The organism is Paractinoplanes globisporus DSM 43857 (assembly GCF_000379645.1).
Classification (GTDB): Bacteria; Actinomycetota; Actinomycetes; order Mycobacteriales; family Micromonosporaceae; genus Actinoplanes; species Actinoplanes globisporus.
In genome coordinates this window covers 91587-115984 of sequence record NZ_KB903312.1, presented here as the reverse complement: position 1 = coordinate 115984, position 24398 = coordinate 91587, and the positions used below count along the sequence as shown (strand labels likewise).

Here is a 24398-nt window from a genome sequence, read left to right as displayed (position 1 = left end):
ACCATCCGCTTGCACTGTCATCGGCTACTTCCGGGCATCGGGGCTGCGTCGCCCGGCCGGCTCGGCTACTCGGTCACCGAGCAGGCGAGCGCCAGCTGGCGCGGTTGACAAGCACCGCCCGGCGCCGTCACCGCCCGGGACGATCTCCCGGGTGGATCCGGATCCGCAGCCGCGGACCGTCGTACCAGAGCGACACGGGCAGCAGCGCCCCCCGGTGCGCAGCGCCAGCTGCGCGGGCCCGGCGGGGAACGTCGTCGGCGCGCCGCAGAACCGCACGCCGATGCCGGCCGCGGACGCGTCCCGGTCAGCGAACAGGACACGTCCGCGGCGGTCACGACGGTCGCGGCGGGCTGTCCGCGGCGCAAGGGCATCGTGCGTGTGAACAGGTGGTGCCTGAAGTCTGTCAATCTGTTTCGGCGAGGGTTCGGGGTAGTCCGAAACGCGTCAGGACGTTGGCGTTGAAGCAGGTGATGGCGGTGATGTGATCGCCGGCGGTGGTGATGACCAGGAGGCTGTAGGCGCGGTAGACGCTGGCGTGCGGGTCTGCCTGGTACAAGCCGAAGGCGGGCTGGCCGTTGGCGCGGGTGGTTACCACGCGGTAGGTGAGGCCGGGGCGGAAGGTGACGGCGGCGAGGACGCGGCGGGCCGATTCGATGCCGCGGTATTCCAACATGACCGGGGGCATGGAGAGTCTCACGTCGGTGACGAGCAGTTCGATCAGGGCGTCCAGGTCGGCGCGTTCCAGGGCGTCGGTGAGCCGGGCGACGAGCCGGTGTTCGGCGGCGGTGTCGGGTCGGCGCGCAGGCCTGCGGCTGCCACGGATGCTGCCGGTGCTGCGGGAGTCGGCGAGGTGGTTGTCGACGGTGGCGCGGGCGCGTTTGAGGGCGCTTTGAACCGATTCCTGGGTGGCGTCCAGCATCTGGGTTACTTCGGCGGTGTGATACCCCAGGACGTCGCGCAGGACGAGCGCGGCGCGTTGGCGTGGCGGCAGCAGTTGCAGGGCGGTGATGAAGGCCAGAGATATGGCCTCGGTGGTCTCATAGCGCGCCTCCGGTCCGGGGCGCTGGTCGACGATGTGGTCGAGCAGGACGTCGGGGTAGGGCTCCAACCAAGGCGGAGTGTCGCCGGCGCCGATGGGTTCGGGCAGGGCGGCCTCGGGCAGCGGGGGGACGATGCGGGGGCGTCGGCTGTCGGCGCGCAACATGTCCAGGCACCGATTGGTCGCGATCTTGTAGAGCCAGGTGCGCAGCGAGGACCGTTGGCCGAACTCGCCGAGGTTACGCCAGGCGGACACGAGGGTCTCCTGAAGTGCGTCCTCGGCGTCCTGCAGTGACCCGAGGATGCGGTAGCAGTGCACCTGCAGCTCGTGCGAGTGGCTCTGGACCAGGTCGCGGAACGCGTCGTGGTCGCCGGCCCGAGCCCGAGCGATCCGGTCCGCCGTGTCCATCTCCATCGGCATGCCTCCTCGCCTTTCTTCCGTCCGCGGGGCGGTGTTCGGCCCGCCCAACGATAAGGACGCCGCCGGGACCGCGAATTGGGCGATGTCCGCGCGCCCAATTCAGGGCGGGCGGTGGCGTCTACCCGGTTGGAGGCCGTCCCAGCCCGGGACACGCCCCGGATACAGAACAGGACCACAAATCATGGCCAAGTACGTCTTCTCCTTCCGCGTGCCCTCCGACTACCGGCCCAACGGCGGGACGCCGGCCGAGTGGCAGGCCTGGTTCGGCCGGCTGGGCCCGGCCCTGATGGACATCGGCCACGCGGTGACCGACTACGCCTCGCTCGGCGAGGTCGGCGGCAGCGACTCCAGGATGATCGCCTATTCGGTCGTGTCCGCCGAGGACATGGACTCCGCGCTGGCGCTGGCCAAGGACTGCCCGGTGATGCGGGTCGGCGGTGGGGTCGAGGTCGGCCCCGTGATGGAAGTCGCCGGGTCGTGAGCGACACCATGACCGCATCGACGGCGTCGCGGGAGGGGTCGTTCCTTTCGACCGGGCGCGGCAGGATCACGCTGGCGCTGCTGTGCGCGGTGACGTTCCTGGACGTCGTGGACGGCTCGATCGTGAACGTCGCGCTGCCGACCATCCGTACGCATCTGGGCTTTTCGGTGCAGAACCTGCAGTGGGTGGTCAGCGGCTATCTGATCACCTATGGCGGGTTCCTGCTGCTGGGCGGCCGGGCCGGGGACCAGCTGGGCCGGCGGCGGCTGCTGATCGCCGGGACCGCCCTGTTCGCGGCCTCCTCGCTGGCCTGCGGATTGGCCGACAGCCAGGGGCTGCTGGTCGGCGGCCGGCTCGCCCAGGGCTTCGGGGCGGCGATGATGTCCCCGGCCGCGCTGTCCATCCTGACCACCACCTTCCAGGGCTCCGACCGGCACAAGGCGCTGGGCGTGTGGGCCGGGATCAGCGGGCTGGCCGCCGCGGTCGGGGTGTTCTTCGGCGGACTGCTCACCCAGGACTTCGGCTGGCGGTGGGTGTTCTTCGTGAACCTCCCGCTGTGCGCGCTGGTGCTGCTCGGGGCCTTCCAGATGCTGAAGTCCGACCACGGCCGGTCCATGCCGGGCGGTTTCGACGCGGTCGGCGCGGTGCTGGTCACCGCCGGCATGCTGCTGCTGATCTTCACGTTGGTGAAGGCCCCGGACGAGGGATGGGGTGCGGGACGCACCATCGGCGGGCTGGCCGCCTCGGCGGTGCTGATGGCCGCGTTCGTGTTCAATGAGCAGCGGCGCGCCCATCCGCTGGTCCCGATGTCGATCTTCCGGATCAAGGGCCTGGCCGCTGCCGATGTCACCCAGGTGATCGCCTGGGCCGGGTTCTACTCGATGTTCTTCTTCGTCACCCTGTACATGCAGAACGTCCTGGGCTACTCCCAGCTCCGGACCGGGATCTCCTATCTGCCGGTGACCGTCGGCATCGGGTTCGGCTCGACCGTGGCGACGAAGATGTTCGTCCGCACCGGTACCCGTCCGATCATCGTCTCTGGTGCGCTGCTCGCTGCCGGTGGCATCTTGTGGCTCTCCCGCATCCCGGCGGACGGCACCTATCTAGGCAACCTGCTCGCCCCGCTGGTGCTCATGGCGGCCGGGTTGGGGCTGCTGTACGCCGGTGTGCAAACGGCCGCGAACGCGGGCGTGCCGGAGGATCAGGCCGGACTGGCCGCGGCTCTGATCACCGCCTCGTTCCAGCTCGGGTCGGCGCTCGGCCTGGCGGTGTTCAGCGGGATCGCGACCAGCCGCACCAGCGACCTGCTGGCCGCACACACCCCGCCCTCGGAGGCGCTCACCGCCGGATTCCAGCGGGCCCTGCTCGTCGGTGCCCTCTGCCTGGTGGCGGCCGGAGCCATCGCGCTGCGCGCCTCCAACACCCGCGGCGAACCCGCCGCGACACCAGAAATCCAGCAAAACCCGCAACCGTCCTACGGCCCCGCATAACACAGCACAACGAAATCCCGGGATGGCCTTCAGCGCCATCCCGGGATTCTCTCTACCCTCGGGTCAAGACCACGCCGGGCAGAAGGCCGAGAGATAGGGCGGGTCTGCTGTGTTGGCCGACTGGAAGATCTAGGCACGCTGAGCAGTGATGCGTGCAACGCGGTCTCGCGTCTGGTCGCCTCCTCGCTCAGCGTCCGCCGGGTTCCGGTTCCCGGCCGAGATCACCGCCGAGCCGATGACCTATCCCGCCGCGGCCGGAATCCCGGTGATCGTCGAGCCCCCCAGTGTCGAGCACGAGGGCCGCACGTACGACATCGCCCTCCTCGAATCGCTGCGACAAACCCGGGCCGAAACCCTTTCAGCGGCCAGGCAGCTGCGCGAGCCCCCTGTACACATGACCTGAGCACGCATCGACGCCCTCGTAGCGCTCGGCGCCATGCCGGCCCGGACGTTGCCGATCGGCGCGTTTGCGCCGCAGTACGACGATCGCGGCGATGGCGCCGTTGACCACGCCGAAGTACACCGGATACAGCAACAGCTCGGGTTGCAGAGATCCGACCGAGGCCGCGCCCAGCCCGCCCGCGATCCCGGCGAGCAGGAAGCTCGACGCGGTCTCCGAGTCAGGGTCGCGCCACATCTTGGGCAGCATCAGCAGGGCACCGGCCAGGTCGGCCACGACCACGCACACGGTGGCGAGCACCGGCGTCGACAACGCGAGCCAGCCGGCGAGGCCGAGCGCCGCGACGACCAGCAGGGCGAAGTTTCCCAGATCCAGACCGCCCACCCCGCGTGTTGTCGACAGCACGAGGATGACCGTGATACTGACCGCCTGGATGCCGAGCATCAGCAGGCTCCAGCCGCCGCCGTCGGCCGCTTGGGACGCGAACGCGGTCACGCCGAGGATGCTCCAAATGCACCAGGTGCCGCGGTGCGGACGGGTGCTGCCCCGCAAGATGCCACGGATGTAGGGCACGGCGTCCACGCAGGAGATCATCCCGGCGAGGATGCCGAACACCGCACATACGCTCACCCGTCAGTGTCCGTGCTGCGTCGTCTGCGGACGCCGATGAACAGCGACCGCCGTCGGCCGTGATCTCCGGCGGTGCTCGTTGATGATGGCTGTGCGCCGTTCATGTATGCCTCTCCGAACGTCGGTCCTGTGCGCCCATGCTGACCCGGACCGCCCTGCGGCCTCATCGTGGAGCCATACGGAGATTTCGAGCCTCAGCCTCGACCGCGTCACCACCGGGCAGGCGCAAGACCGACCCGGTCGACACGTACAGCGTCGAGGTCGCCGAGGGCGGCCTGTTCGGTGGGGCTAGTCGCTGGCTCCACGCGCCGCCACGGGCGACGGCGGCGGCGCGGCCAGTCCGGACCGCGTACCGCCCCTGACAGGGCCAGGAGCACGGACAGTTCGAAGGCCCGGATCCCGCGGCCGGCTGGACTCGAAATCCAGCACGCCGGTCACCGCCCCGGTGTCCGGGCTGACCAGCACGTTGGACGCGGCGACTCAGCCCTCGTCCTCTTCCTCGTCGTTGAGGTCATGCAGCGCGGGGACCCCCAGCGCGAGTCTCGGCACTGGGAACTGTTCGAGGAGGCCGTACCGTGCTCGAGATTCGGGTGGGACGTCCGGGTCGGGTATTGCGTGCCCTGCGTGCCGTAGCAGGTTGGCCAGGTCGTGGCGGGTGCGCTCGACGGCTCGACCGAGATCGCGCTGCCACCGGCGGTCAGCGTCGGACCATTGTCCGTCGGTCATTGGACCATCAGGGCTGGGCGCCAGCTGGAGCACGCCTCGGCGGCCCAGTTGTGCAGCGCGATTGGTGACACGTCGTCCGGGTCGATTTCAGGTTTGGATGGCACCGCTTCGGCGTTTCGATGGTGGTTGTCACCGGCACGGTAGATCCCGAGGCGGTCAGGGTGTCGGTGACGCTTGCGCGGTGGGCAGCGCCGCTGGTTTCGGTCGTTGCGGATCGTCGGCGTGGGGGCCGAGGTGCTGGTCGAGGGTGTCGAGGAGTTCCCCGACGGCTACGGGTTTGGTGAGGTAGCCGGAGACTCCGGCGGCCTGGAGTTGTTCGATGTGGTGTTGGGTGGCGTCGGCACTGAGCACCACGACGGGGATGTCGTGGGTGGCCGGTTCCTGGCGTAGCAGCGCGAGGAGTTGTTCGCCGGGCATGTCGGGCAGGTGCAGGTCGAGCAGGATCAGGTCGGGGTGGCGTTCGCGGGCCAGGTCGAGGGCGACGCCGGCGAGCATGGCGGGGACCAGGGTTACTGAGGGCCGGCGGGTGAGGATTTCCTGGACGAGGCGGATGTTGTCGGCCAGGTCTTCCACGTAGACGACGGTTTTGGTGGTGGGGTAGTCGTGTCGGGCGAGGTTGTCGGTGTCTTCGGTGTGGTGGCGGTCGGCGCCGGGCGTGGTGGTGGGCAGGTCGATCCAGAAGGTGCTGCCGCTGCCCGGGTGGCTGGACACGTCCAGGTGGCCGCCCATGGCTTCGGCGAGGTGGCGGGATAGAGCCAGGCCCAGGCCGGTACCTTCAAAGCCGGCCTGGGCGGCGTCGAGGCGTTCGAACGGAGTGAACAGCTTGCCGATTGATTCGGCGGCGATACCGCGGCCGGTGTCGGTCACCTCGATCCGCAGCCACCGCTCGGGTCGGTGGTGCACGCCGATGGTCGCGGTTCCACCGGGGTGGTTGTACTTGACCGCGTTGGACATCAGGTTGATCAGCACCTGCCGCAGTCTTTGCCGGTCGGCGGCCACGCACAGGTCGGCCGGCACTGCCGGTGCCGGAGAGAGTTGGACGGCGGCGGTCTCGGCGAGGGGCCTGATCAGATCGAGGACGTCAGCGAACAGCGATCCGACGGGCACCGGTTCCAGAGATACCGGTAGGTTCCCGCTTTCGATGCGGGAGATGTCGAGTACGTCGTTGAGCAGGGTGAGCAGGTGCCGTCCTGCCTTGAGGATCAGTTCGGTCCAGTCGTGCTGCTCGGCGGTGAGCTCGTCGACGCTGAGCAGTTCGCTGAAGCCGAGGACGGCGTTCAGCGGGGTGCGCAGTTCGTGGCTGACGCGGGAGAGAAAGTCGTTCTTGGCTCGGTCAGCTGACCGCAGCGCCTGGTTGGCGTCGTGCAGTTCCTGGGAGCGGCGCAGGATCTCCGCCTGCATCTGCGCGGTCGCCTCCCGCAACTCGGCCGTCTGGATGCGGGCGCGGCTGTCCTGCTCTCGCAGCAGCACGAACTCGGTGACGTCCTGGACCTGATGAATGAGGTAGCGCGCCTGCCCGTCCGGGCCGAGGACCGGGGTGTTGCACGGGCTCCAGTAGCGTGCTTCGAAGCCGCCGCCGGCCGACGCCGGGCGGGCCACGTCGTACTTCTGGACCGCCATCGTGTCCGGCACCCGCCGGTGCAACGCCCGCTGCAGCGAGGCCCTCAGGTTGGCGACGCCGGTCGCCTCCGGATCGTCTGGATTGTCGGGGAACACGTCGAAGATGTCCCGCCCGAGGATCTCCTCCCGGATCGTCATCGTCGCGGCCAGGTAGGCGTCGCTGACCGCCACGATCCGCAACCCGGAATCCAAGACCAGGTAAAGACCGGGGGCCGACTCGAACAACGCCCGGAAGTCGACAGAGTCCCCGACGCCGCCGCCTTTCACGGAGCCATCAGATGCGGTCATACCGGACACCTTTCGAGGGCTCGACGCGGAACCGGGTTCGTCGGCAGACTCCCCGATGGCACGCGGGGCGATGGCTCCTAGGCGCTCTCGCGACCGGGCGGCCGGGGTGATCTCCCATGGTCCGCGGGGGCCGTGGCCGACGCCGACGCAATAGGGCTGCCGGCGCCGGAGCTGGTCGCCGCCCGATCGATCAGCTCCTTGACCCCTGACTGTAAGTCAGCGGCAGCGATCGGCTTCGCCAGATAGCCGTCTGCGCCGGCCGCGTGCGCGGCGGCGACATCGGACTCGAACGTCCATCCCGACACCACCAGCACCGGGATTCTCGCTGTGGCCGGGTTCGCGCGGATCGCCCGGCACACATCCAGCCCGGTCATCGACCCGGCGAGCGAGAGGTCCAGCAGCACCAGATCCGGCAGCCGCCGTGCCACGATGTCCAGCGCGGCCGCCCCCTCGCCGGTCATCAGCACCCGGTGCCCATCGCGGCGCAGCACCGTCTCGGTGAGTACCGCGTTGATCGGGTCATCCTCCACAACCAAGACCACGCCCACCGCACTCGCCCCCGTCTCCCCAGTGCCCGCGACCGTACGTGCCGACGGCCGGCGAACGTCCTAACCGCAACGTAGACCCCGACAAAGCACGAGGTCACGGGCTTGGATACATCCGCCGACGCGGATCCCGAGCCTCGATCACCCGTGGAAGCCGTGTGAGCAAGCGCTGTTTGCGGGAGGAGCGGGCTCTCCCGGAACAGGGGCCCGTCAGGCTGGGGTGAGGACGATGCGACCGTTGACGGTCCGGTTCTCCATCCGCTCGTGCGCGATGGCAGCCTCGGCGAACGGGAGCACGTCGACCTCGGTGTCGCCCAGCCCCGCGGCAACCGCCTTCAGCGCCGCTTCGAGTGCGGGCCGAACCAGTTGCGGGTGCGTCGGCAGGTAGGCGCCGGCGTTGAAGCCGGACACGGTGATGCTTCCCAGCCAGAGCCGGTTGCTGCCGATCTGATGAGTCCAGTCGCCGCCGGCGTTTCCCACCACCAGCAGGCGCCCGCCGGCAGCCAGCAGGTCCAGGCTCTGGGTGCGAACCTCGCCACCCACCGGGTCGACGATGACGTCGAACTTCTCACCGCCGAGGGCGTCCCGCAGCTCGGCCGAGTCGACGATCTTGTCGTACGGCAGCTTGGTCGTCGAGGCGGCGTTGAGCTTGCTCGACCGCACCGACCCCACGACCCGAGACGCTCCGAGTTGCCGTGCCATCCCGGGGAACGCCGCGGAGAAGCCACCGAGGGCGCCGTGCACGAGGACGCTCTCGCCCTCGGTGAGGTGGGCGACTCGGGTGAGGGCGATGTGAGCCATCGCCGCGTTCGGCACGATCGAGACGGCGAGCGCGGGATCGAGGTCGTAGCCCTCGGTCGACACGACCAGGGGCGCCAGAGCGAGGTAAACCGACGCGTAGCCGCCGGTGCCCCCGCTGCCCGACATCGAGACGACCTTCTCGCCGACTCTGAACCCGGTCACGCCGTCGCCCAGCTCGCGGACGGTCCCGGCGACCTCGAGGCCGGGAATGAACGGCGGCTGCGGCATTCCGGGCCGGTCGGAGAACACCCCCTGCCGGAAGAACACGTCGACGAGGCCGACCGCGGCGTGGGTGACGTCGATCGTCAGCTGGCCCGGGCCGGGTGTCGGATCCGGCAGGTCGGCGAGCGCGAGCGAGGCCGGGTCTCCGAACCCGATGACCTGAACTGCCTTCATGAGGGCTTCTCCTTCGAACGTGGAGCGCGTTAACGCACTCCGTGATGCGCTAACGGACCGTAGCACGCGGCGGCAGTTAACGCATCGTCGAGTGCGCTAAAGTTGCCGGATGCGCCAGCGGGCTCGATCGACCGATGACAAGGCACAACGCTCCGAGGAGCTCTTGGCAGCCGCGGAGGCGATCGCCCTGGAACGCGGCGGTGTTCGGTTCGTCACGCTCGCGCCGGTCACCGCACGGGCCGGCCTGCACCGCACCGGCGTACGGCGCTACTACGCCAGCAAGGAGGAACTGCTCCTCGAACTGGCCGAACGGGGGTGGCGCGAGTGGAGCGCCGCGATCAATCAGATGCTCGGTGATCGCGAAGATCTGCAGCCGCGGGACGTCGCGGCGGTGTTGGCCGACACCATTGCGTCACTGCCGGTGTTCTGCGACCTGCTGACGCACGTGACCTTGAGCCTGGAAGGCGATGTCGACATCGAACGAGCCCGGCAGTACAAGACCAACTCGTTCGCCGCCTATGACGAGATCGTGAGCGCGCTGGAGAACGCGAGCAGCATGGCAATCGAGCAGATCCAGGCCCTGGTGGCCGCCGCGCTCGCGTTCGCCGCGAGCTTCTGGCAGGTATCACACCCCACACCGACGCTTGCCGCGCTCTACGAACAGGTGCCGAGATGGGGCCACGTCGCCCTCGACTTCCACCCCCGGCTCCGCCAGCTTCTCCAGGCGACAGCCACCGGGCTCGCCGAACCGGTACCCACCAGGTGAAAGTGACGTCCGCGTCTGGGCCAGCCACTGTTCCTACCGTTGTGGCCGCCGGCCCCCGCCCTCCAGCGTCGGCGGCCTTCCAGCGTGCCAGCCACGCGAGCGGGCCTCTTCATCCGGAGTAGATGAGCCGATCGGCCGTCCGCGGATGCCGGGTCATCCCGTGCAGATGAGTCGATCGAGCCTCCGCGGATGCCAGGTTGAGGGGAAACCACCGACTCAGGGGGATTCGTGGTCGAGGATCAGCATTACGACGTCATCGTGATCGGCACCGGGGCCGGCGGGGGCACGCTCGCGTACCGGCTGGCCGGCACGGGCAAGAGTGTCCTGGTGCTCGAGCGTGGGGACTATCTGCCCCGTGAGCGGGACAACTGGGACTCCACCGCCGTCTTCGTCAGGGGCAAGTATCGGGCGCCGGAGTTCTGGCTGGACAAACACGGCCACGAGTTCCCGCCGGAGGTCAACTACTACGTCGGCGGCAACACCAAGTTCTACGGCGCCGCGCTGTTCCGGCTGCGGCCGCAGGACTTCGGCGAGCTGCGCCACCACGGCGGCCTCTCCCCGGCCTGGCCGATCCGGTACGAGGATCTGGAGCCGTACTACACCCAGGCCGAGCATCTCTACCGGGTGCACGGCCGGCACGGCGAGGATCCGACCGAGGGACCGGCCGGCAGCGACTACGCCTTCCCGCCGGTGCGGCACGAGGCGCGCATCCAGCAGCTCAGCGACGACCTGGAGAAGCAGGGCCTGCACCCGTTCCACCTGCCGATCGGGGTGAACCTCACCCAGGACGAGCAGGGCGGCGCCCAGCACGGCAGCGCCTGCATCCGGTGCGATCGGGTCGACGGCTTCCCCTGCCTGCTCGGCGCCAAATCGGACGCTCAGGTCATCTGCGTCGAGCCCGCTCTGACCCACCCGAACGTGCAACTGCTCACCAACGCGTACGCCGAGCGTCTGGAGACCGATCCGACCGGCCGGACGGTGACCGCGGTCGTCACCAAGCTCGGCGACGGCACGACCACCCGGCTGAGCGCGGACATCGTCGTGGTCGCGTGCGGCGCGGTCAACTCGGCCGCGCTGCTGCTGCGCTCGGCCGGCGACCGGCACCCGGACGGCCTGGCCAACAGCTCCGGCGTGGTGGGCCGGTACTACATGCGGCACAACAACCTGGCCCTGATGGCGGTGTCGAAGGAGCCGAACCCGACTCGCTTCCAGAAGACGCTGGCCCTGCACGATTGGTATCTGGGCGCCGAGGACTGGGAGTACCCGCTCGGCGGCATCCAGATGCTCGGCAAATCGGACGCCGAACAGATCAAGGCGAACGCGCCGCGGTTGGCCGGCAAGCTCTCCCCCGAGATGCCGTTCGAGGTGCTCGCGCACCACGCCGTGGACTTCTGGCTGTGCGGGGAGGACCTTCCGCTGCAAGACAACCGGGTCACCGTCGACCGGGACGGCCGCATCACCCTGGCACTGGACGAGGACAACAACATGGAGGGGCTCAAGCGGCTGCGGCACAAGCTGGAGGGCATGCTCGGCCACCTCGGCATGCATGAGCACCGCCTGCTCGACCACAGCATCTACCTGCACAAGGGGATGCCGATCGGGGCGACCGCACACCAGGCCGGCACGGTTCGCTTCGGCGCCGACCCGGCGACCTCCGCGCTGGATCCCCTGTGCAAGGCGCACGACCTGGACAACCTGTACGTGGTCGACACGAGCTTCTTCCCGAGCATCGGCGCCGTGAACCCGTCACTGACCGCCATCGCCAACGCGCTGCGGGTCGGCGACCACCTCGCCGAGCGGCTCGGCTGACGGCGCTCAGCCCCGGGTACCAACCGTGGCCTCGCGGGACGTGGTGGGATCCTCGCCCACCCGTTCCCGCTGGTCCAGGACGAAGAGCAGGGTGAGCGCCGGACCCACGGTGAGCACCGCCAGCAGCGAGCAGACGAGCACCCATCGCAGCGTCGCCGGGGCGCCCGCCGCCTCGCTGATCGTCACCGAGAACGGCAGCAGGTACGGATACTGCGCGACCCCCCAGGCCGCGACCAGGGCGGCGACCCCGGCCGCGGCCACCAGCCGCAGTCCGCGCGTCACCCCGCGCACGGCGAGCCAGAAGGACACCGCCAGCGCCAGCACACCGAGAACGAGCAACGGCCAGCTGCGGCCGATCACCCGGTCGAACATCGTCCGCTGGCCGGCCAGCAGCGCGCCGAGGGCGGCCCCGCCGGCGATCAACCCGGCCACGCCGGCCACCAGCGCGCGGGTGCGGAAGTAGCCCTGCAGGTCCGGCGCGCCGCGCCGGCGAGCCTCGGCGATCAGGTAGACGGCCGACAGGAACGCGCCGGTCAGCAGCACCAGCAGGCCGGTGGCCAGCGAGATCGGGTTGAACCAGCTGGTCAGCTCGTTGCCGGCGGCGTTGCCCTCGGGCACCCGGCCGGCCAGCAACCCGCCGAGCGCGGCGCCCAGGAAGAACGGGGTGAGCACCGATCCGACGCCGAACAGGTAGCCGGCCACGTGCCGGGCGCCGGCCCGGGCGGCGTCCTTGCGCATGGCGAAGCTCGCCGCCCGCAGGACGATGCCGAGCAGGGCCAGTGCCAGCGGGACGAACAGCGTCGTGGTGATCGACGCGAACGCCGGCCCGAACGCGGTCCAGCACAGGATCAGCAGGAAGATCAGCCACACGTGGTTGGCCTCCCAGACCGGGGTGACCGCGGCGTCGATGAGCTCGCGCGGCCGTCGTCCGCGGTCCCGGCCGCCGGCCGTGAGATCCCAGAACCCGGCGCCGTAGTCGGCGACCCCGGTGCAGGCGTACACGATGATCACGAGCAGCAGCACTCCGGCCACGGCCTCGGCGGCGGTCATGAGGTGATCTCCTCGGCGGCGGCCGGCGGCGGCGACATGGCCGGCCGCGGTCCGTAGGGCGCGGTCTCGTCGAGCGGTTCGTCCAGTCGGCGCCAGCGCCGCGACATGGCCCGCAGAACCAGGACCGTCCCGGTGCCCAGCAGGAGATAGAGCAGCAAGACGACGGTGAAGGTGACCCAGAGACCGCCGGTCGCGGTGCTGGTGACCGCGTCGGAGGTCCGCAGGACGTTGTAGACGATCCACGGCTGCCGGCCGACCTCGGTGACGATCCAGCCCGCCTCGACCGCCACGTACGTCAGGAAGCCGGCCGCGGCGGCGGCGAGCAGGAAGAGCCGCCCGGAGGGCACCTCCCGGCGTCGCCAGTAGGCGATGGCGAACCAGATGACCAGCAGGAGCAGCAGGCTGGCGATGCCGACCATGACGTCGAAGGCCCAGTGCACGATGGTCACGTTGGACGGGTGGTTCTGCACCGGGATGTCGGCGAGCCCCTGGACGTCGGTCTCCTTGGTGCCGCCCGCGAGGTACGAGTCGAGGCCCGGAATGCTGATCCCGCCGTGCACGGTGTTGGTCGCGCTGTCGTACCGGCCGAAGAGGATCTCGGGCTGATCGACGCCGGACTGGGTGACCACCTCCATCGCGGCGAACTTGGCCGGCTGGTCCTGGAAGACCGCACGGGCCGCCGTGTCGCCGACGGCGAACTGCACCGGCGTGAGCACGGCCGCGATCGTGAACGGGATCAGGAAGCCCAGCCGGTGGTAACGATCCCGCCGGCCGCGCAGCCAGCCGACGGCGTAGATCGACGCCACCGTGAAGCCGGCCGCCATGTACGCCGCCACGATGAAGTGGCTCAACTCGTACGGAAGAGCCTTGTTGAAAATGACGCTCAGCGGGTCCACGTTCTCGGGCCGGCCGTCCGCCCCCAGGGTGAAACCCCCGGGGGCGTTCATCCAGGCGTTCGCCGAGATGATCGAGACCGTGCCGAGCAGCGCGATGAACGGGATCGGCAGGCCGAGCCAGAAATGCGTCCCCGGCCGCAGCCGCCGCCACCCGTAGATGTAGATCGCGACGAAGACGGCTTCGAGGAAGAACGCGATGCCCTCGATCGCGAACGGAATGCCGAAAACGTCGCCGAACCGGCCGGTCAGCCCCGGCCAGAGCAGGCCCATCTCGAACGAGAGCACCGTGCCGGACGCCGCGCCCACCGCGAAGAGCAGAGCGGCCGCATGGGACCAGCGACGGGCCAGCTTGAGCGCCGCGGTGTCGTTGTTCTTGAGGCCCTTGTAGTTCGCGATGAGCATCAGCGCGGGCAGGGCCACACCCATCGGGACCAGGACGATGTGGAACATCAACGTGAACGCCATCTGTTCACGCGCGGGAAGCAGCTGCGCCGGCGCGGCGAGGGTTAGGTCGCTGATCATCGAGCGTCCTGGGCACGTTTCACCGACTCACCGTCCATGGTGGTGACCGGACGGCCATCATTCCGGGGGGATGAATCCCCGCGGACCGGAGCCGGATCCATTCATCCCACCCGGATGAGGCATCGCGGTCCCGCGACGGGCGACGCTGGCGCCAACAGCCCCGGACTGTGGCGGAGCGCCGCGGGAAGGACACCTCATGTCCGGCACCGAGCAGCCGGTGGGACAGGACCAGCACCGGCGAACCGAGGTCGTCATCGTGGGCGGTGGATTCGCCGGGATCGCCTGCGCGAAACGGCTGTCCACCGAGCCTCGTACGCATGTGACGCTGCTCGACCGCACCGGCTACCACCAGTTCCAGCCGCTCCTCTACCAGGTCGCGACCGCCGAGCTGGCCGCGTCGGACATCCGCTTCGATCTGTCGTCGATGTTCCACCGGCACGCCCATATCGACGTGCGGACCGCGGAAGTCGTCTCGGTCGACCCCGGGGCCGGGATGGTCAGCCTCGCCGACGGCACCTCGCTCGCGGCGGACACGCTGGTTCTCGGCGTCGGCGCCCAGCCCAACTTCTTCCGCACGCCGGGGGCCGACCAGCACGCCGTTCCGCTGTACAGCCTCGACGACGCCGACCGCGTACGCCGCCGGCTGCTGGATCTCTTCCGGGACGCCGCCGAGAAGCCCGAGCGGGCCGAGGACGGCACGCTGACCTTCGTGATCGTCGGGGCGGGCCCCACCGGGGTGGAGACCGCGGGCGCCGTCGCGGAGCTGGTCCACAACGTGATGCCGCACGTCTATCCGCACCTCGCCACGGCCGGCGCCCGGGTCATCCTGGTCGATCTCGGGCATACCGTCCTCGGCGCCTTCTCCGACGAGGCCCACACGTACGCGGTGAAGCAGTTGCAACGCCGCGGGGTCGAGCTGCGCCTCGGCGTCTCGGTGACCGGAGTCGAGGAGGACCGGCTCACTCTCGGCGACGGAACGACGATCAAGACCCACCTCGTGGTGTGGGGCGGCGGCGAGATGGCCGCGCCGCTCGCCTTCCGCTCGGGTCTCGGCCAGGGCCGCGGCGGGCGCATCGACGTCCGGCCCGACCTGACCGTGGAGGGATTCCCGAGGGTGTACGCGCTGGGCGACGTCGCGAACATCCCCGGCCCCGACGGCGAGGCGCTGCCACAACTGGGCAGCGTCGCCCAGCAGGCGGGCCACTGGGCGGGCGGCAACATCATCGCCGGCCTGGAGGGCGGCGGCCGGCAGCCGTTCCACTACAACGACAAGGGAATCATGGCGATGATCGGCCGCAAGGCGGCGGTCGCCGAGTTCGGCGCGCACCGGCACGAGCTGAACGGGCGCTTCGCGTTCGCGGCCTGGCTCGGGGTTCACGCGCAGCTCCTGGCCAACACCGGCGCGGAGGTGAAGGCGTTCCTCGCCTGGGCCGAGGACTTCTACGTACGGCCGGCGCACCGCTCGGCCGCGCTGCTCGACCCGGGGAACGCCGACAAACCCCGCATCGACTGGAACAGTGCTGAGTGAGGAGTAGTCCCGTGTCCCAGAATCCCGCGGACGTCCTGGTCATTTTCGGCATCACCGGCGACCTGGCCAAGGTGATGACCTTTCGTTCGCTCTACCGGCTGGAGGCGCGCGGGCTGCTCTCCTGCCCGATCGTCGGGGTGGCCGTCGACGACTGGAGCCACGACGACCTCGTCCAGCACGCACGCGCGGCGATCGAAGGGACCGGCGAGAAGATCGACGACAGCGTCTTCCATCGCCTCACCGGGCGGATGAGCTACCTGAGCGGCGACTTCGGCGACGCGTCCACCTACCGGAGGGTGGCCGACGCCATCCCGGACGCCGCCACCCCGATCTTCTACCTCGAGATACCGCCGTTCCTGTTCGGCCCGGTCACCCAGGGCCTTGCGGACGCCGGATTGATCCGGAACGGCCGGGTGGTCGTGGAAAAGCCGTTCGGCCACGACCTCGAGTCGGCCCGGGAACTCGCCGCGGAGCTGCACCAACACCTCGACGAGTCACAGCTTTACCGGATCGATCACTTCCTCGGCAAGATGGGCATCGACGAACTGCTGTATCTCCGGTTCGCGAACGCCATGCTCGAGCCGATCTGGAACCGCAACTACGTCGAGTCGGTCCAGATCACCATGGCGGAGAACTTCGGGGTCGCCGACCGCGGACACTTCTACGACGCGGTCGGTGCCCTGCGCGACGTCGTGGTCAATCACCTCATGCAGGTCGTCTCGGCGGGGGCGATGGAGGCGCCCGCCGGCCGCGACCCCGAAACGATCAAGAACGCCCAGGTTGCCCTCTGGCGTGCCACCGACGAAGCCGACCCCGCGCAGTACGTGCGAGGTCAGTACGACGGATACCTCGACGTGCCGGGCGTGGCGGCCGGCTCGACCACCGAGACGTATGCCGCCTTGCGCCTCGACATCGACAACTGGCGCTGGTCGGGCGTGCCGTTCTACATCCGGACCGGCAAGCTCCTGCCGGCCACCCAGACCGAGTTCCGCCTCGTGTTCAAGCGGCCGCCGCGACTCGGCCTGCAGGTTCCCGGCGCCCGCCGGCCCGGGCGGAACGACCTGGTCGTCAAGCTCGACCCGTCGACCGGAATCCGCCTGCACCTCGACGCCCACCGATCGGGCACGCGCGGCCCGGAGGCCATCACCCTCGACATGGAGTTCGCCGAGGAGGGTGGCGAGGGCCCGACCCCGTACGAGGTGCTGCTGCAGGCTGCGATGGCCGGCAACAGCTTGCGGTTCACCCGGCAGGACGGTGTCGAGGAGACCTGGCGAATCATGCAGCCACTGCTCACCTCTCCGCCCCCGGTCGCCCGGTACAAGCCGGGCACGTGGGGACCGGAATCCGCGGACGCGCTGGTACCCGGATCCGGCGGCTGGCGTGACCCGTGGATCACGCCATGAGCACGGCCGGTCCCGGTGGGCGGCAGGGTCTCTCCGCCCGCACGTGAGCAAGTCACCGGATCACCGCGAAGGAGTTGCCGATGACTCGAGAGTCGGCACCCGCCGACGCCGGGCCGCCGGCCGCGGCCGAGCAGCCGACGCCGCGGCAATACCTGTGGATCCTGGTCGTCGCAGCGCTGCTGGGGATCCCGGTCGCCTTCGCCGCGGCCGCCTTCATGAGCCTCACGCACGTCGTGACGACCCTGGTCTGGACCACGATCCCCGAGCACGCGGCGTGGAGCGGCGGCCCACCTTGGTGGTACGTGGTGCTGATGCCGGTCGTGGCCGGCCTGGTGGTCGCGATCGCCCTGCGGCTACCGGGACACGCGGGGGAACCGGCGGTCGCCGGGATCGGTCTGGCCCCGCTACGGCCGGTGGAGCTGCTCAGCGCCCTGCTCGCCGCGCTCGCCGCCCTCGGGCTGGGACTGGTGCTCGGCCCGGAAGCGCCGCTGACCGCTCTGGGGCTGAGCGCCGGGCTGGTCGCCACCCGGGCGCTGCGACCGTCCACCCCGGGCGCGAACATGCTGGTCATCGCGGGGGCGTTCGCGGCGATCAGCACGGTGTTCGACGGTCCGCTGCCGTCGGCGCTGCTGCTGTTCGAGCTGGTGGCGCGCAGTGGCGCGGTCCCGGCCGCCGTTCTGGGCCAGGCGCTGCTGCCAGGCCTGCTGGCCTCGGGCACCGCGGCTCTGGTCTTCACCGGCATCGACCACTGGCCGGGCGTCACCGAGGTGGCTCTGCAACTGCCCGCCTTACCCAACTATCCGACCGTACGTCTGCCCGACGTGGCCTGGTGCCTGCTGGTGGCGGTGGTCGCCGCCGTGGTGGCCGCCGGCGCCCGCGGGATCGCGGTGGGCATCGCCGCCCGTACCGCCAAGCTCCCGCGCGTTGTCGTGCTGTGCTGCGCCGGCGCGCTGGTCGGCGGGCTGGCGATCGGCTTCCGGGCGGCGACCGGACAATCGGTCGACCTCGTGCTGTTCTCGGGTGAGGACTCGCTCCCGCAGGTCCTCGGCGCGACTTCGGCCGGCGTCCTGGCGCTGCTGATCCTGATGAAGGGCGCCGCATACGCCCTGTCGCTGGGCGCTGCCTTCCGCGGCGGACCGACCTTCCCCGCCGTGACGCTCGGGGTCGCCGTCGGGGTGCTCGCCGCCCTGGTGCTGCCCGGGCTCGACCTCACCCCGGCCGTGGTCGCCGGCCTCGCCGCGGCTGCCGCCGCCGCGCTCCGCCTGCCGTTCTTCGGAGCGCTGCTGGCGGCGCTGCTGGCGGGCTCGGTGGCCGCCGAGACGATCCCGATCGCGGTCATCGCCGCGGTCGTCGGCTGGCTGGTGGCCACCGTCCTGCACCAACGCGAGACCCGACGGGAAAGCCAAGCCGCGTCCGCCGGCCGATGAGTCATGGCGAGCACGAAGGCGAGCCAGAACAGCATGACGTTGGGGATGCCGGCCGAACAGGACCGCCGGCAGGCCGGGCGATCAGCGTCGCCATACCAGCTGCTTCGCCCTCAGCGCGGGCGGCGGCAGATCACTGACCAGTTCCTCGATGTCGAGATCTTCATCGATCGCAGAACGGCCGGGCGAGTTCGAGGTCGGCGTCGACTCGGCGCAATAGGTCGAAGCCCCAGGTGTTGATGCCGTGCTGGTCGACCTGGTTGTCGATGCGAGCGGCGAGGTCGTGAAGCGAGCGGGCGAGCCGGGCGTACTCGAGGTGGGTGAGGTCGAGTCGCGGTGTGCCATAGGCGTTCAGGAAGCGCACGGGGTCGGGCCCGCACAAGCCGGTGAACACGTCGTGCTCGCGCGGTGCCAGCCTCGTGCCACCCCAGTCGAGCAGTGCCACGACGCGACCGTCGCGGTCGACGAGGACGTTGTGCGGGAACAGGTCGTGGTGACACACGACGTGCGGAACGTCGATCGCACGTGCCCTTTCGATCACCGCTTCGAGCCGGTCGACGTTGGCCATGACCTCGTCGCGGCGGTCGGCGATCCACGGGTGGTCGCGCCGGTCGCGCAGCACCTCGACGCACCATTCGTCCATGTCGGTGCGGGGCAGCAGGAGGCCGGCGATCCCGTGCACGGCGCGCATCGCCCCGGCGATCGCGTCGGCGTCGTCCCAGGTCGCCTGGCGGCCATCGACGAATGGGAACAGCGCATAGCGTCGGCCAAGATGCGCGGAGGTGTACGAGCCGTCGAGAGTTCGCTGCGCCGCAGGAACGGGGATGCCCCGGGCAGCCAGCTCAGCGGTCAGCGCCAGGGCGGCATCGCTGTCTGGCTGCTGACGCCAGAGTTTCACGAACCAGCGCCCGTCGGTGAAAGCATCCGCTTCGAACCCGCCCGGATGCGGCCGCAGCTCGCCAACCTCGACACCGAACGCATCGCGGACCTGAGCCGCGGCCGGCGGGGGCACCACGCTCCACATCACCCCAGGACGCTACTCGTCGCCGAGCAACGCGTCCCGGGCCATCTCGCACCGGCGTTGCTGGTCCAGGCCCACGCTGCCAGTCGCTACGCCGGCTTGGCGGCCTTGGCGCCGCCCCAGAGGGCGCCGGGGTTGGCGCGGCGCGGGTAGAGCTCGAGCATCCGGTCGTACAGCTCCTCCGCGGTCCGGGAGTCGTCCGCGGCGGCGGTGAAGCTGCGCAGGTAGGCGGCGGTCTCGGCGAGGATTTTCGGGTCGTCGGCCGCGTCCGGCTTCTTGTGGCCCGCGACGACCGCTACCGGGTCGAGCGCGGCGAGCCGCTCGGTGGCCTGCGCCCACTGCTCGCGCGTCTCCCGCGTCGTTTCGGCCGTGTACTGGTGCGTGTCGTTGTAGACGACGTCGCCGGCGACGATCAGGCGCAGGTCGGGAACCCACAGCGAGGTGGAGTCGGCGGTGTCGGTGAACCCGGTCTCGATCACCTGCAGCTGGTGGCCCTCGAGCTCGAACTGGTGGCCGTCGACCGGCTCCGGGAAGACGATTTCCGGGATCTGGCCGGGGAACAGCTTTCCCCAGAATCCGTCGCGCCACTGGGGCTCACCCTGGGTGTGCGCTCGCGCCACGGATCCGGCTGCGGCGATCGCCTTCGCGTCCGGGAACGCCGCCAGGAGTTGACCGATGCCGAAGAAGTGGTCACCGTGGCCGTGGGTGATGAAGACGTAGGTCAGGTTGCGGCCGAACGACTTCACCCAGTCCACCAGTTCGGCGTTCTGGTCGATCGACGTGTACGTGTCGACCAGAACCGCATCGTGTTCGCCGTAGATGAGGGTGGCGCTGTTGGCGACCCACTGCAGATCCTGCGGCCCGTGCGGCAGGTCGCGGGTGACGCCCTGCCGGGTTGCGGTGTGCACGGCGTACGCGAGATTGGTGTTGTTGGTCATCGGTATCTCCTGGGATGTGTCGCCGGGTCAGGCGCCACTGACGGTGAGCGTGTCCCGCAGGACATCGGCGAGGCGGGTGCCGGCCAGCTCACGACGGATCGCGTCGTCGACGCGGGCATAAACGGGTGTGAGTGCCGGGCGGATACCGCGGGCGACCGGGCAGGACTCGCTGGGTTCGTTGCGGTGCAGCGCGAACGCCGCTTCCGCACCGAGTGCCTCGTTGATGTCCCACAGGCTGATGTCTTCCGGAGCCCTGGCCAGACGCCAGCCGGCGCCCGGGCCGCGCTGCGTCTCGATCAGCCCGGACTTGGCCATCTCGCTCATCAGCCGCCGGATCACCACCGGGTTGGTCGCCACGCTCTTCGCGATCTGCTCGGAGGTGGCGAACTTGCCGCCCAGGCGCTCGTTGAGAGCCATCCACGCGAGGGCGTGGGTGGCGATCGTCAGCTTGCTGTTGGCACTCACGGGAGAACTGTAACCAAATCAGTTACATTTGCCAAGCGCGGGCCTCACGCAGCAAGGCGGCAAACCCGGATCTCCGGTTCTGCCGCCTTGGCGATGCGGTGTTGTTCGGTTGTCAGCAGTGACGCAGCTGGCAGATCACCGCGTCGGATCGATCGGCCTGTTCCTGGCCGTGCTGCGCCACGCCGGCCAGGATCGCCAGGACCGGCACCACCACGGCGACGGCAGCGATTCGCTTGAGTATGGGAGCTCCCTTGGGGAAGGTCGGCACCACCGTTGGTGCCTGCCGGCGACCCTCATCGCGGCCCGCCATCGGCGCCGAGGCCACCGCAGTTCGCTCCGGCTGCGGATTCAACTCTGCTCGCATAGCCGGGAATCCGCGCCCGAGCCCGCATTGAGCGTGACGGTCGATCGCAAGCGCGGTGGACCCTCGGAGCCATGAGCGGGCAGGGTTTTCCATCGGGTGTCACGAGGAGCTGATGGACACCGACAACATGGAGGGCGTCTGCCCGGCGGCGGTCGAGTTCATCAACATGATGACCGAGACCGGCAGCCTGCCGACGGCCGCGGAGATCCTCCGGTACGTCGAGTCGACCGGCCCGACCTGGGCGACGCTGGTCGCCCGGCGCCAGGGACCCGGGTCGCCGGCCCGCCGGCCGGCCGGTCTGCCGGGTTCACCGCGAGGCGCTTCGGTACATGCACCGGGCGCTTCGCTGAGCCGGCGATAGAATCGGCGGTCATGGAGGCCCGGCTACCTCCCCGGTGGACGACGACCGACGCGTTCGAGGAACCCGCTTCGCCCGACCCGCTCACGCGCCTCGACGCGGTCGTCCGGGAGCGCGGGATCGAGGCGCGCCGGTGGCGGTCCACGACCGGCGGGCGCGCCTTGCTGATTCCCCCGGGCGGTCCGCTGCCGGTCACTGGACCGGCCGGGCTGCTGTTCGTCGACCCGGCCACCGCCGAATCCCTGGGCCCCCTGCTCGCCGCGGTCGGGGAGCCACGAGTGCGGATAGCGATGCCCGAGGACGCCGGCATCGAAGGCCTCGCCGCCGAGGCGGAGCAAATCACGCTGGCGGCCGGCACGTGGCGGCTGTATCGCCCGGTGCCCGCGGAGGGCCCGTGGTCCGAGCCGGGGCCGGAGGCAGCCGCCGACGCGCCGAGCCCCCGCGAGCGCTGGTTCGGCAGCCGCCACGGCGGGCCGGCCTAATCGACCTGCAGCCGCCAGATGCCCCGCCCGTACGTCGCCGCGGTCAGCGTGTGGTCGCGCTCGTGGTACACCAGGTCGACGACCATCACGTTGGGCAGGTTCCCGGTCAGGTTCGACCAGCCGGTGTCCTCGTCGTCAGTGACGAAGACGCCCGCGTCACCGCAGACGTAGACACGCCCCGGCCGGTCGGCCGGCAGCGCGATCGAATGCACCGGCGCGTCCGGCAGATTGCCCCGGTCCACGTCGGTCCACGTCTCCCCGCCGTCGATCGAGCGGAAGACATGCCGGCTGCCGAAATTGGCGACGGTTGCGTAGACGATCTCCGCGTTGTCGGCCCGGCTCTGCAGACGGGTGATGAGGAACCCGGGCAGCACCGTGCTGGCCAGGTTGCCGCTCCAGGTCTCCCCCCGGTCGACGCTGCGGAAGAACCCACCGTTCTCGGTACCCACGTAGATGCGGTTGCGGTCGGCGCGGGCCACCTCGACGGCAGTGATGTCGCTGCCGTCGAGCGGCGCGGAGACCGCTTGCCACGTGTCGCCGTCGTCGTCGGTGCGCCAGACCCGCCGCGAGCCGGTGAACAGCGTGCCGCGGTGCCGGCCGTCCAGGGACAGGAAGACCATCCACATCTTGAACTGCTGCTCCGGCGGCGAGACATCCTTCCAGCGCTGCCCGGCCGGGTCGCCGCCGCGGAAGCGGAAGACGACCATCCCCTGGCAGGAGCTGAAGAGGCGGCCCGCGTCCTGCGTGTCGATGACCACCCAGCCACCGTCCCCGCCGGGCGGGATCGGAAAGTAGGTGTCCGGTTTGCCGTCGACGGTCACCGCGGTGCCGTTGTCCTGCGCGCCACCCGCGATGAAGTTACCGTCGGTCTGCGCCACCTCCAGGTCGTAGAACATGTTGGTGGCCAGCCCGCTGCTGCGGTTCTGCCAGGTGCTACCGGAGTCCCCGCTGCGATCCATGCCACCGTCGTTGAAGTCGTAGACCACACCCGGCCGGCTCGCCGGCATCAGCAGGGCGTGGTGGTCGGCGTGGGCGTACGTGGGGGTGCCTCGTTTGTCGTTCCAGCGGGTCACCTGCTCCCAGTGCCCGCCGCCGTCCCGGGTGCGATGCAGGTCGACGCCGCCGCACAGCACCAGGTTCGGATCCTCGGGATGCACCACGATGGTGTTTCCGTAGGTCATCTGCCGTTCCTCGGCGAAATGCTGTCCGCCGATGGAGCGCCAGTTGTCACCACCGTCCTCGGTGCGGAAGACGCCGAGCACACGGGATACGTTCGGATCCGTCGGGTCAGGAGTCGCCATCTGCGCGTAGATGACGTCGGGGTCGGACGGGGCCATCGCCAGCGACGTCCGGTTGATCCGGTCCGGCGCCGGCAGCCCGCCGCGCAACTGCTCCCAGCCGAGGCCGCCGTCGCGGGAGCGCCAGATGCCGCTCTGCATGCCCCGCGCGGTGATCGTGGCCAGCACCAGTCCGCGCTGGTGCGGTGTGAAGCGGATGTCGTGACAGAAGAATGCCCCCGCGCCGGCGATCGGCACGAAGGCCCATGAGGCGCCCCCGTCGGTAGACGCGAAGAGCCCGGTGGGGGTGCCGGGAGCGTGGCGCACACCGCCGACCAGCAGATGGCGCGGGTCGAACGGATCGACCGCCACCGCGCCGATGCGCGTCGGCAGGCCCGCGGCCTCGGCGGACGCCAGCAGGTTCCAGGACGCTCCCGCGTCGAGCGTGCGCATCAGCCCGACACCCGGGTGCGAATCGGCGGAGAGGTTGGCCTCGCCGGTGCCGCAGTAGAGGACGTCGGGGTTGTCCGGATCGAACGCGAGAGCGCCGACGTTGAGCGTCGGCTCGTCGTGCCACTGGGCCGACCAGGTGAGCCCACCGTCCGGGCTGTGCCACACGCCGCCGCCGGCCGCGCCGGCCCACAACCGGTCGGCTTCGGTGGGGTGGTGCACGGCGCACGTCATGCGGCCACCCACGTTGGCCGGCCCCATGAACGACCACTCGTGCGCCGTCCCGGCCGCGGTCAGCTCGACCGCGGCGCGGGCGCGCTCGCGGGTCAGCAGCCGCACCGGCGCCTCCCGGAGCGGCCACGACTCGCGCGCCTGGAACCACGCGCTGCGCAACTTGTGGGTCGAGGCGCGGGGTGTGGGCACCCCGGCCGCCGAGACTCCAGGTTCGAACGCTTCGGTCAGCGCTTCAAGGTCGTAAGCCATGCCGTCACCCAACCCAGCTACGGATGTGCGTGTCTCCATTCGGCGCGGGCGAGAATGCCGAACGTCAGGGTCGCCGCGGCGAGGACGACGACGATGCCCACTTCGAGCGCGCCGCTGCCGCCGTCCGGATCCACCCCGAAGATGATCTCGATCCACTCCCGCGAGATCAGCGTCGCGACGGCGAGGATCCCCGTCACCGACGCCAGCACCGCCTCGACGTAGAAGCGATGACGCAATGCCGACTCCGCAGACATATCCCTCTCCCGCCGATTCTGCCGTGCGCCGCGGACTCATCATCGGCCGCATATCACGTCCCGCGCTGTCAG

At 70.1% G+C, this 24398-nt stretch carries 22 protein-coding genes; 9 read left to right on the top strand and 13 right to left on the bottom strand.

Going from position 1 to position 24398, the window contains the following annotated elements:
* Window positions 1–403: 403 nt before the first annotated feature.
* Window positions 404–1453, bottom strand: coding sequence for an RNA polymerase subunit sigma-70 (locus A3CQ_RS0127100; RefSeq protein WP_157296386.1), 1050 nt, complete (start codon window positions 1451–1453; stop codon window positions 404–406).
* A gap of 187 nt (window positions 1454–1640) precedes the next feature.
* On the opposite strand from A3CQ_RS0127100, the gene A3CQ_RS0127095 reads away from it, so the two are divergent.
* Together A3CQ_RS0127095 and A3CQ_RS0127090 are read left to right on the top strand one after the other, a co-directional pair.
* Window positions 1641–1940: a hypothetical protein gene (locus A3CQ_RS0127095; RefSeq protein ID WP_020514092.1), complete on the top strand. Its 300-nt coding sequence runs from the start codon at window positions 1641–1643 to the stop codon at window positions 1938–1940.
* Complete coding sequence (locus tag A3CQ_RS0127090; RefSeq protein WP_020514091.1) at window positions 1937–3430, top strand: MFS transporter; 1494 nt, start codon at window positions 1937–1939, stop codon at window positions 3428–3430. The genes A3CQ_RS0127095 and A3CQ_RS0127090 overlap by 4 nt, the downstream gene beginning before the upstream one ends.
* A 358-nt stretch (window positions 3431–3788) precedes the next feature.
* Here the strand turns inward: A3CQ_RS0127090 and A3CQ_RS57725 are convergent, their stop codons facing one another.
* The 4 genes from A3CQ_RS57725 to A3CQ_RS0127070 form a co-directional block, all read right to left on the bottom strand.
* Complete coding sequence (locus A3CQ_RS57725; protein ID WP_020514090.1) at window positions 3789–4445, bottom strand: hypothetical protein; 657 nt, start codon at window positions 4443–4445, stop codon at window positions 3789–3791.
* Window positions 4446–5342: 897 nt separating this feature from the next.
* Window positions 5343–7094, bottom strand: a complete 1752-nt coding sequence (locus A3CQ_RS54165; RefSeq protein ID WP_084699238.1) for an ATP-binding protein — start codon at window positions 7092–7094, stop codon at window positions 5343–5345.
* Window positions 7095–7171: 77 nt separating this feature from the next.
* Window positions 7172–7642 carry a response regulator gene (locus A3CQ_RS54160; protein WP_084699237.1) on the bottom strand — a complete coding sequence of 157 codons (471 nt, stop codon included), beginning with the start codon at window positions 7640–7642 and terminating at the stop codon, window positions 7172–7174.
* Window positions 7643–7849: 207 nt separating this feature from the next.
* Entirely contained in the window at window positions 7850–8836 is a 987-nt protein-coding gene (locus A3CQ_RS0127070; RefSeq protein WP_020514087.1) for a quinone oxidoreductase family protein, read from the bottom strand.
* Between the two features lie 109 nt (window positions 8837–8945).
* Here A3CQ_RS0127070 and A3CQ_RS0127065 point away from each other — a divergent pair, with 109 nt between their 5' ends.
* Together A3CQ_RS0127065 and A3CQ_RS0127060 are read left to right on the top strand one after the other, a co-directional pair.
* Window positions 8946–9602: a hypothetical protein gene (locus A3CQ_RS0127065; RefSeq protein WP_020514086.1), complete on the top strand. Its 657-nt coding sequence runs from the start codon at window positions 8946–8948 to the stop codon at window positions 9600–9602.
* A gap of 228 nt (window positions 9603–9830) precedes the next feature.
* On the top strand, window positions 9831–11411 hold the full coding sequence (locus tag A3CQ_RS0127060) for a GMC oxidoreductase (protein ID WP_020514085.1): 1581 nt from the start codon (window positions 9831–9833) through the stop codon (window positions 11409–11411).
* Window positions 11412–11417: 6 nt separating this feature from the next.
* Here A3CQ_RS0127060 and A3CQ_RS0127055 read toward each other — a convergent pair whose 3' ends face one another.
* The gene (locus tag A3CQ_RS0127055; RefSeq protein ID WP_020514084.1) at window positions 11418–12461 is read right to left on the bottom strand and encodes a cytochrome d ubiquinol oxidase subunit II; all 1044 of its coding nucleotides are present in this window, start codon (window positions 12459–12461) and stop codon (window positions 11418–11420) included.
* Entirely contained in the window at window positions 12458–13879 is a 1422-nt protein-coding gene (locus tag A3CQ_RS0127050) for a cytochrome ubiquinol oxidase subunit I (protein ID WP_020514083.1), read from the bottom strand. The genes A3CQ_RS0127055 and A3CQ_RS0127050 overlap by 4 nt, the downstream gene beginning before the upstream one ends.
* A 196-nt stretch (window positions 13880–14075) precedes the next feature.
* Between A3CQ_RS0127050 and A3CQ_RS0127045 the strand changes: the two genes are divergently transcribed.
* The 3 genes from A3CQ_RS0127045 (at window position 14076) to A3CQ_RS54155 (ending at window position 18237) form a co-directional block, all read left to right on the top strand.
* On the top strand, window positions 14076–15407 hold the full coding sequence (locus tag A3CQ_RS0127045) for an NAD(P)/FAD-dependent oxidoreductase (protein WP_020514082.1): 1332 nt from the start codon (window positions 14076–14078) through the stop codon (window positions 15405–15407).
* Window positions 15408–15418: 11 nt separating this feature from the next.
* Window positions 15419–16810 (top strand): glucose-6-phosphate dehydrogenase, encoded by a 1392-nt coding sequence (gene zwf, locus A3CQ_RS0127040; RefSeq protein ID WP_020514081.1) that lies wholly within the window; start codon window positions 15419–15421, stop codon window positions 16808–16810.
* 80 nt (window positions 16811–16890) lie between these two features.
* Window positions 16891–18237, top strand: coding sequence for a chloride channel protein (locus tag A3CQ_RS54155; protein ID WP_020514080.1), 1347 nt, complete (start codon window positions 16891–16893; stop codon window positions 18235–18237).
* A 160-nt stretch (window positions 18238–18397) separates the two neighbouring features.
* Here A3CQ_RS54155 and A3CQ_RS0127030 read toward each other — a convergent pair whose 3' ends face one another.
* The 4 genes from A3CQ_RS0127030 to A3CQ_RS54150 form a co-directional block, all read right to left on the bottom strand.
* A complete protein-coding gene (locus A3CQ_RS0127030) occupies window positions 18398–19258 on the bottom strand; it encodes a phosphotransferase enzyme family protein (protein ID WP_020514079.1) in 861 nt (286 codons plus the stop codon).
* An 86-nt stretch (window positions 19259–19344) separates the two neighbouring features.
* The gene (locus A3CQ_RS0127025) at window positions 19345–20193 is read right to left on the bottom strand and encodes an MBL fold metallo-hydrolase (protein ID WP_020514078.1); all 849 of its coding nucleotides are present in this window, start codon (window positions 20191–20193) and stop codon (window positions 19345–19347) included.
* A 27-nt stretch (window positions 20194–20220) separates the two neighbouring features.
* On the bottom strand, window positions 20221–20658 hold the full coding sequence (locus A3CQ_RS0127020) for an Rrf2 family transcriptional regulator (RefSeq protein WP_020514077.1): 438 nt from the start codon (window positions 20656–20658) through the stop codon (window positions 20221–20223).
* Window positions 20659–20770: 112 nt separating this feature from the next.
* A complete protein-coding gene (locus tag A3CQ_RS54150; RefSeq protein ID WP_169516314.1) occupies window positions 20771–21022 on the bottom strand; it encodes a hypothetical protein in 252 nt (83 codons plus the stop codon).
* 112 nt (window positions 21023–21134) lie between these two features.
* Here A3CQ_RS54150 and A3CQ_RS0127010 point away from each other — a divergent pair, with 112 nt between their 5' ends.
* Together A3CQ_RS0127010 and A3CQ_RS0127005 are read left to right on the top strand one after the other, a co-directional pair.
* The gene (locus tag A3CQ_RS0127010) at window positions 21135–21383 is read left to right on the top strand and encodes a hypothetical protein (protein ID WP_020514075.1); all 249 of its coding nucleotides are present in this window, start codon (window positions 21135–21137) and stop codon (window positions 21381–21383) included.
* A gap of 11 nt (window positions 21384–21394) precedes the next feature.
* On the top strand, window positions 21395–21862 hold the full coding sequence (locus A3CQ_RS0127005) for a hypothetical protein (protein WP_020514074.1): 468 nt from the start codon (window positions 21395–21397) through the stop codon (window positions 21860–21862).
* On the opposite strand, the gene A3CQ_RS0127000 is transcribed toward A3CQ_RS0127005, so the two are convergent.
* Window positions 21859–24072 carry a WD40/YVTN/BNR-like repeat-containing protein gene (locus A3CQ_RS0127000; RefSeq protein ID WP_020514073.1) on the bottom strand — a complete coding sequence of 738 codons (2214 nt, stop codon included), beginning with the start codon at window positions 24070–24072 and terminating at the stop codon, window positions 21859–21861. The genes A3CQ_RS0127005 and A3CQ_RS0127000 overlap by 4 nt on opposite strands.
* A gap of 17 nt (window positions 24073–24089) precedes the next feature.
* Complete coding sequence (locus tag A3CQ_RS0126995; RefSeq protein WP_026206250.1) at window positions 24090–24326, bottom strand: hypothetical protein; 237 nt, start codon at window positions 24324–24326, stop codon at window positions 24090–24092.
* Window positions 24327–24398 lie beyond the last annotated feature (72 nt).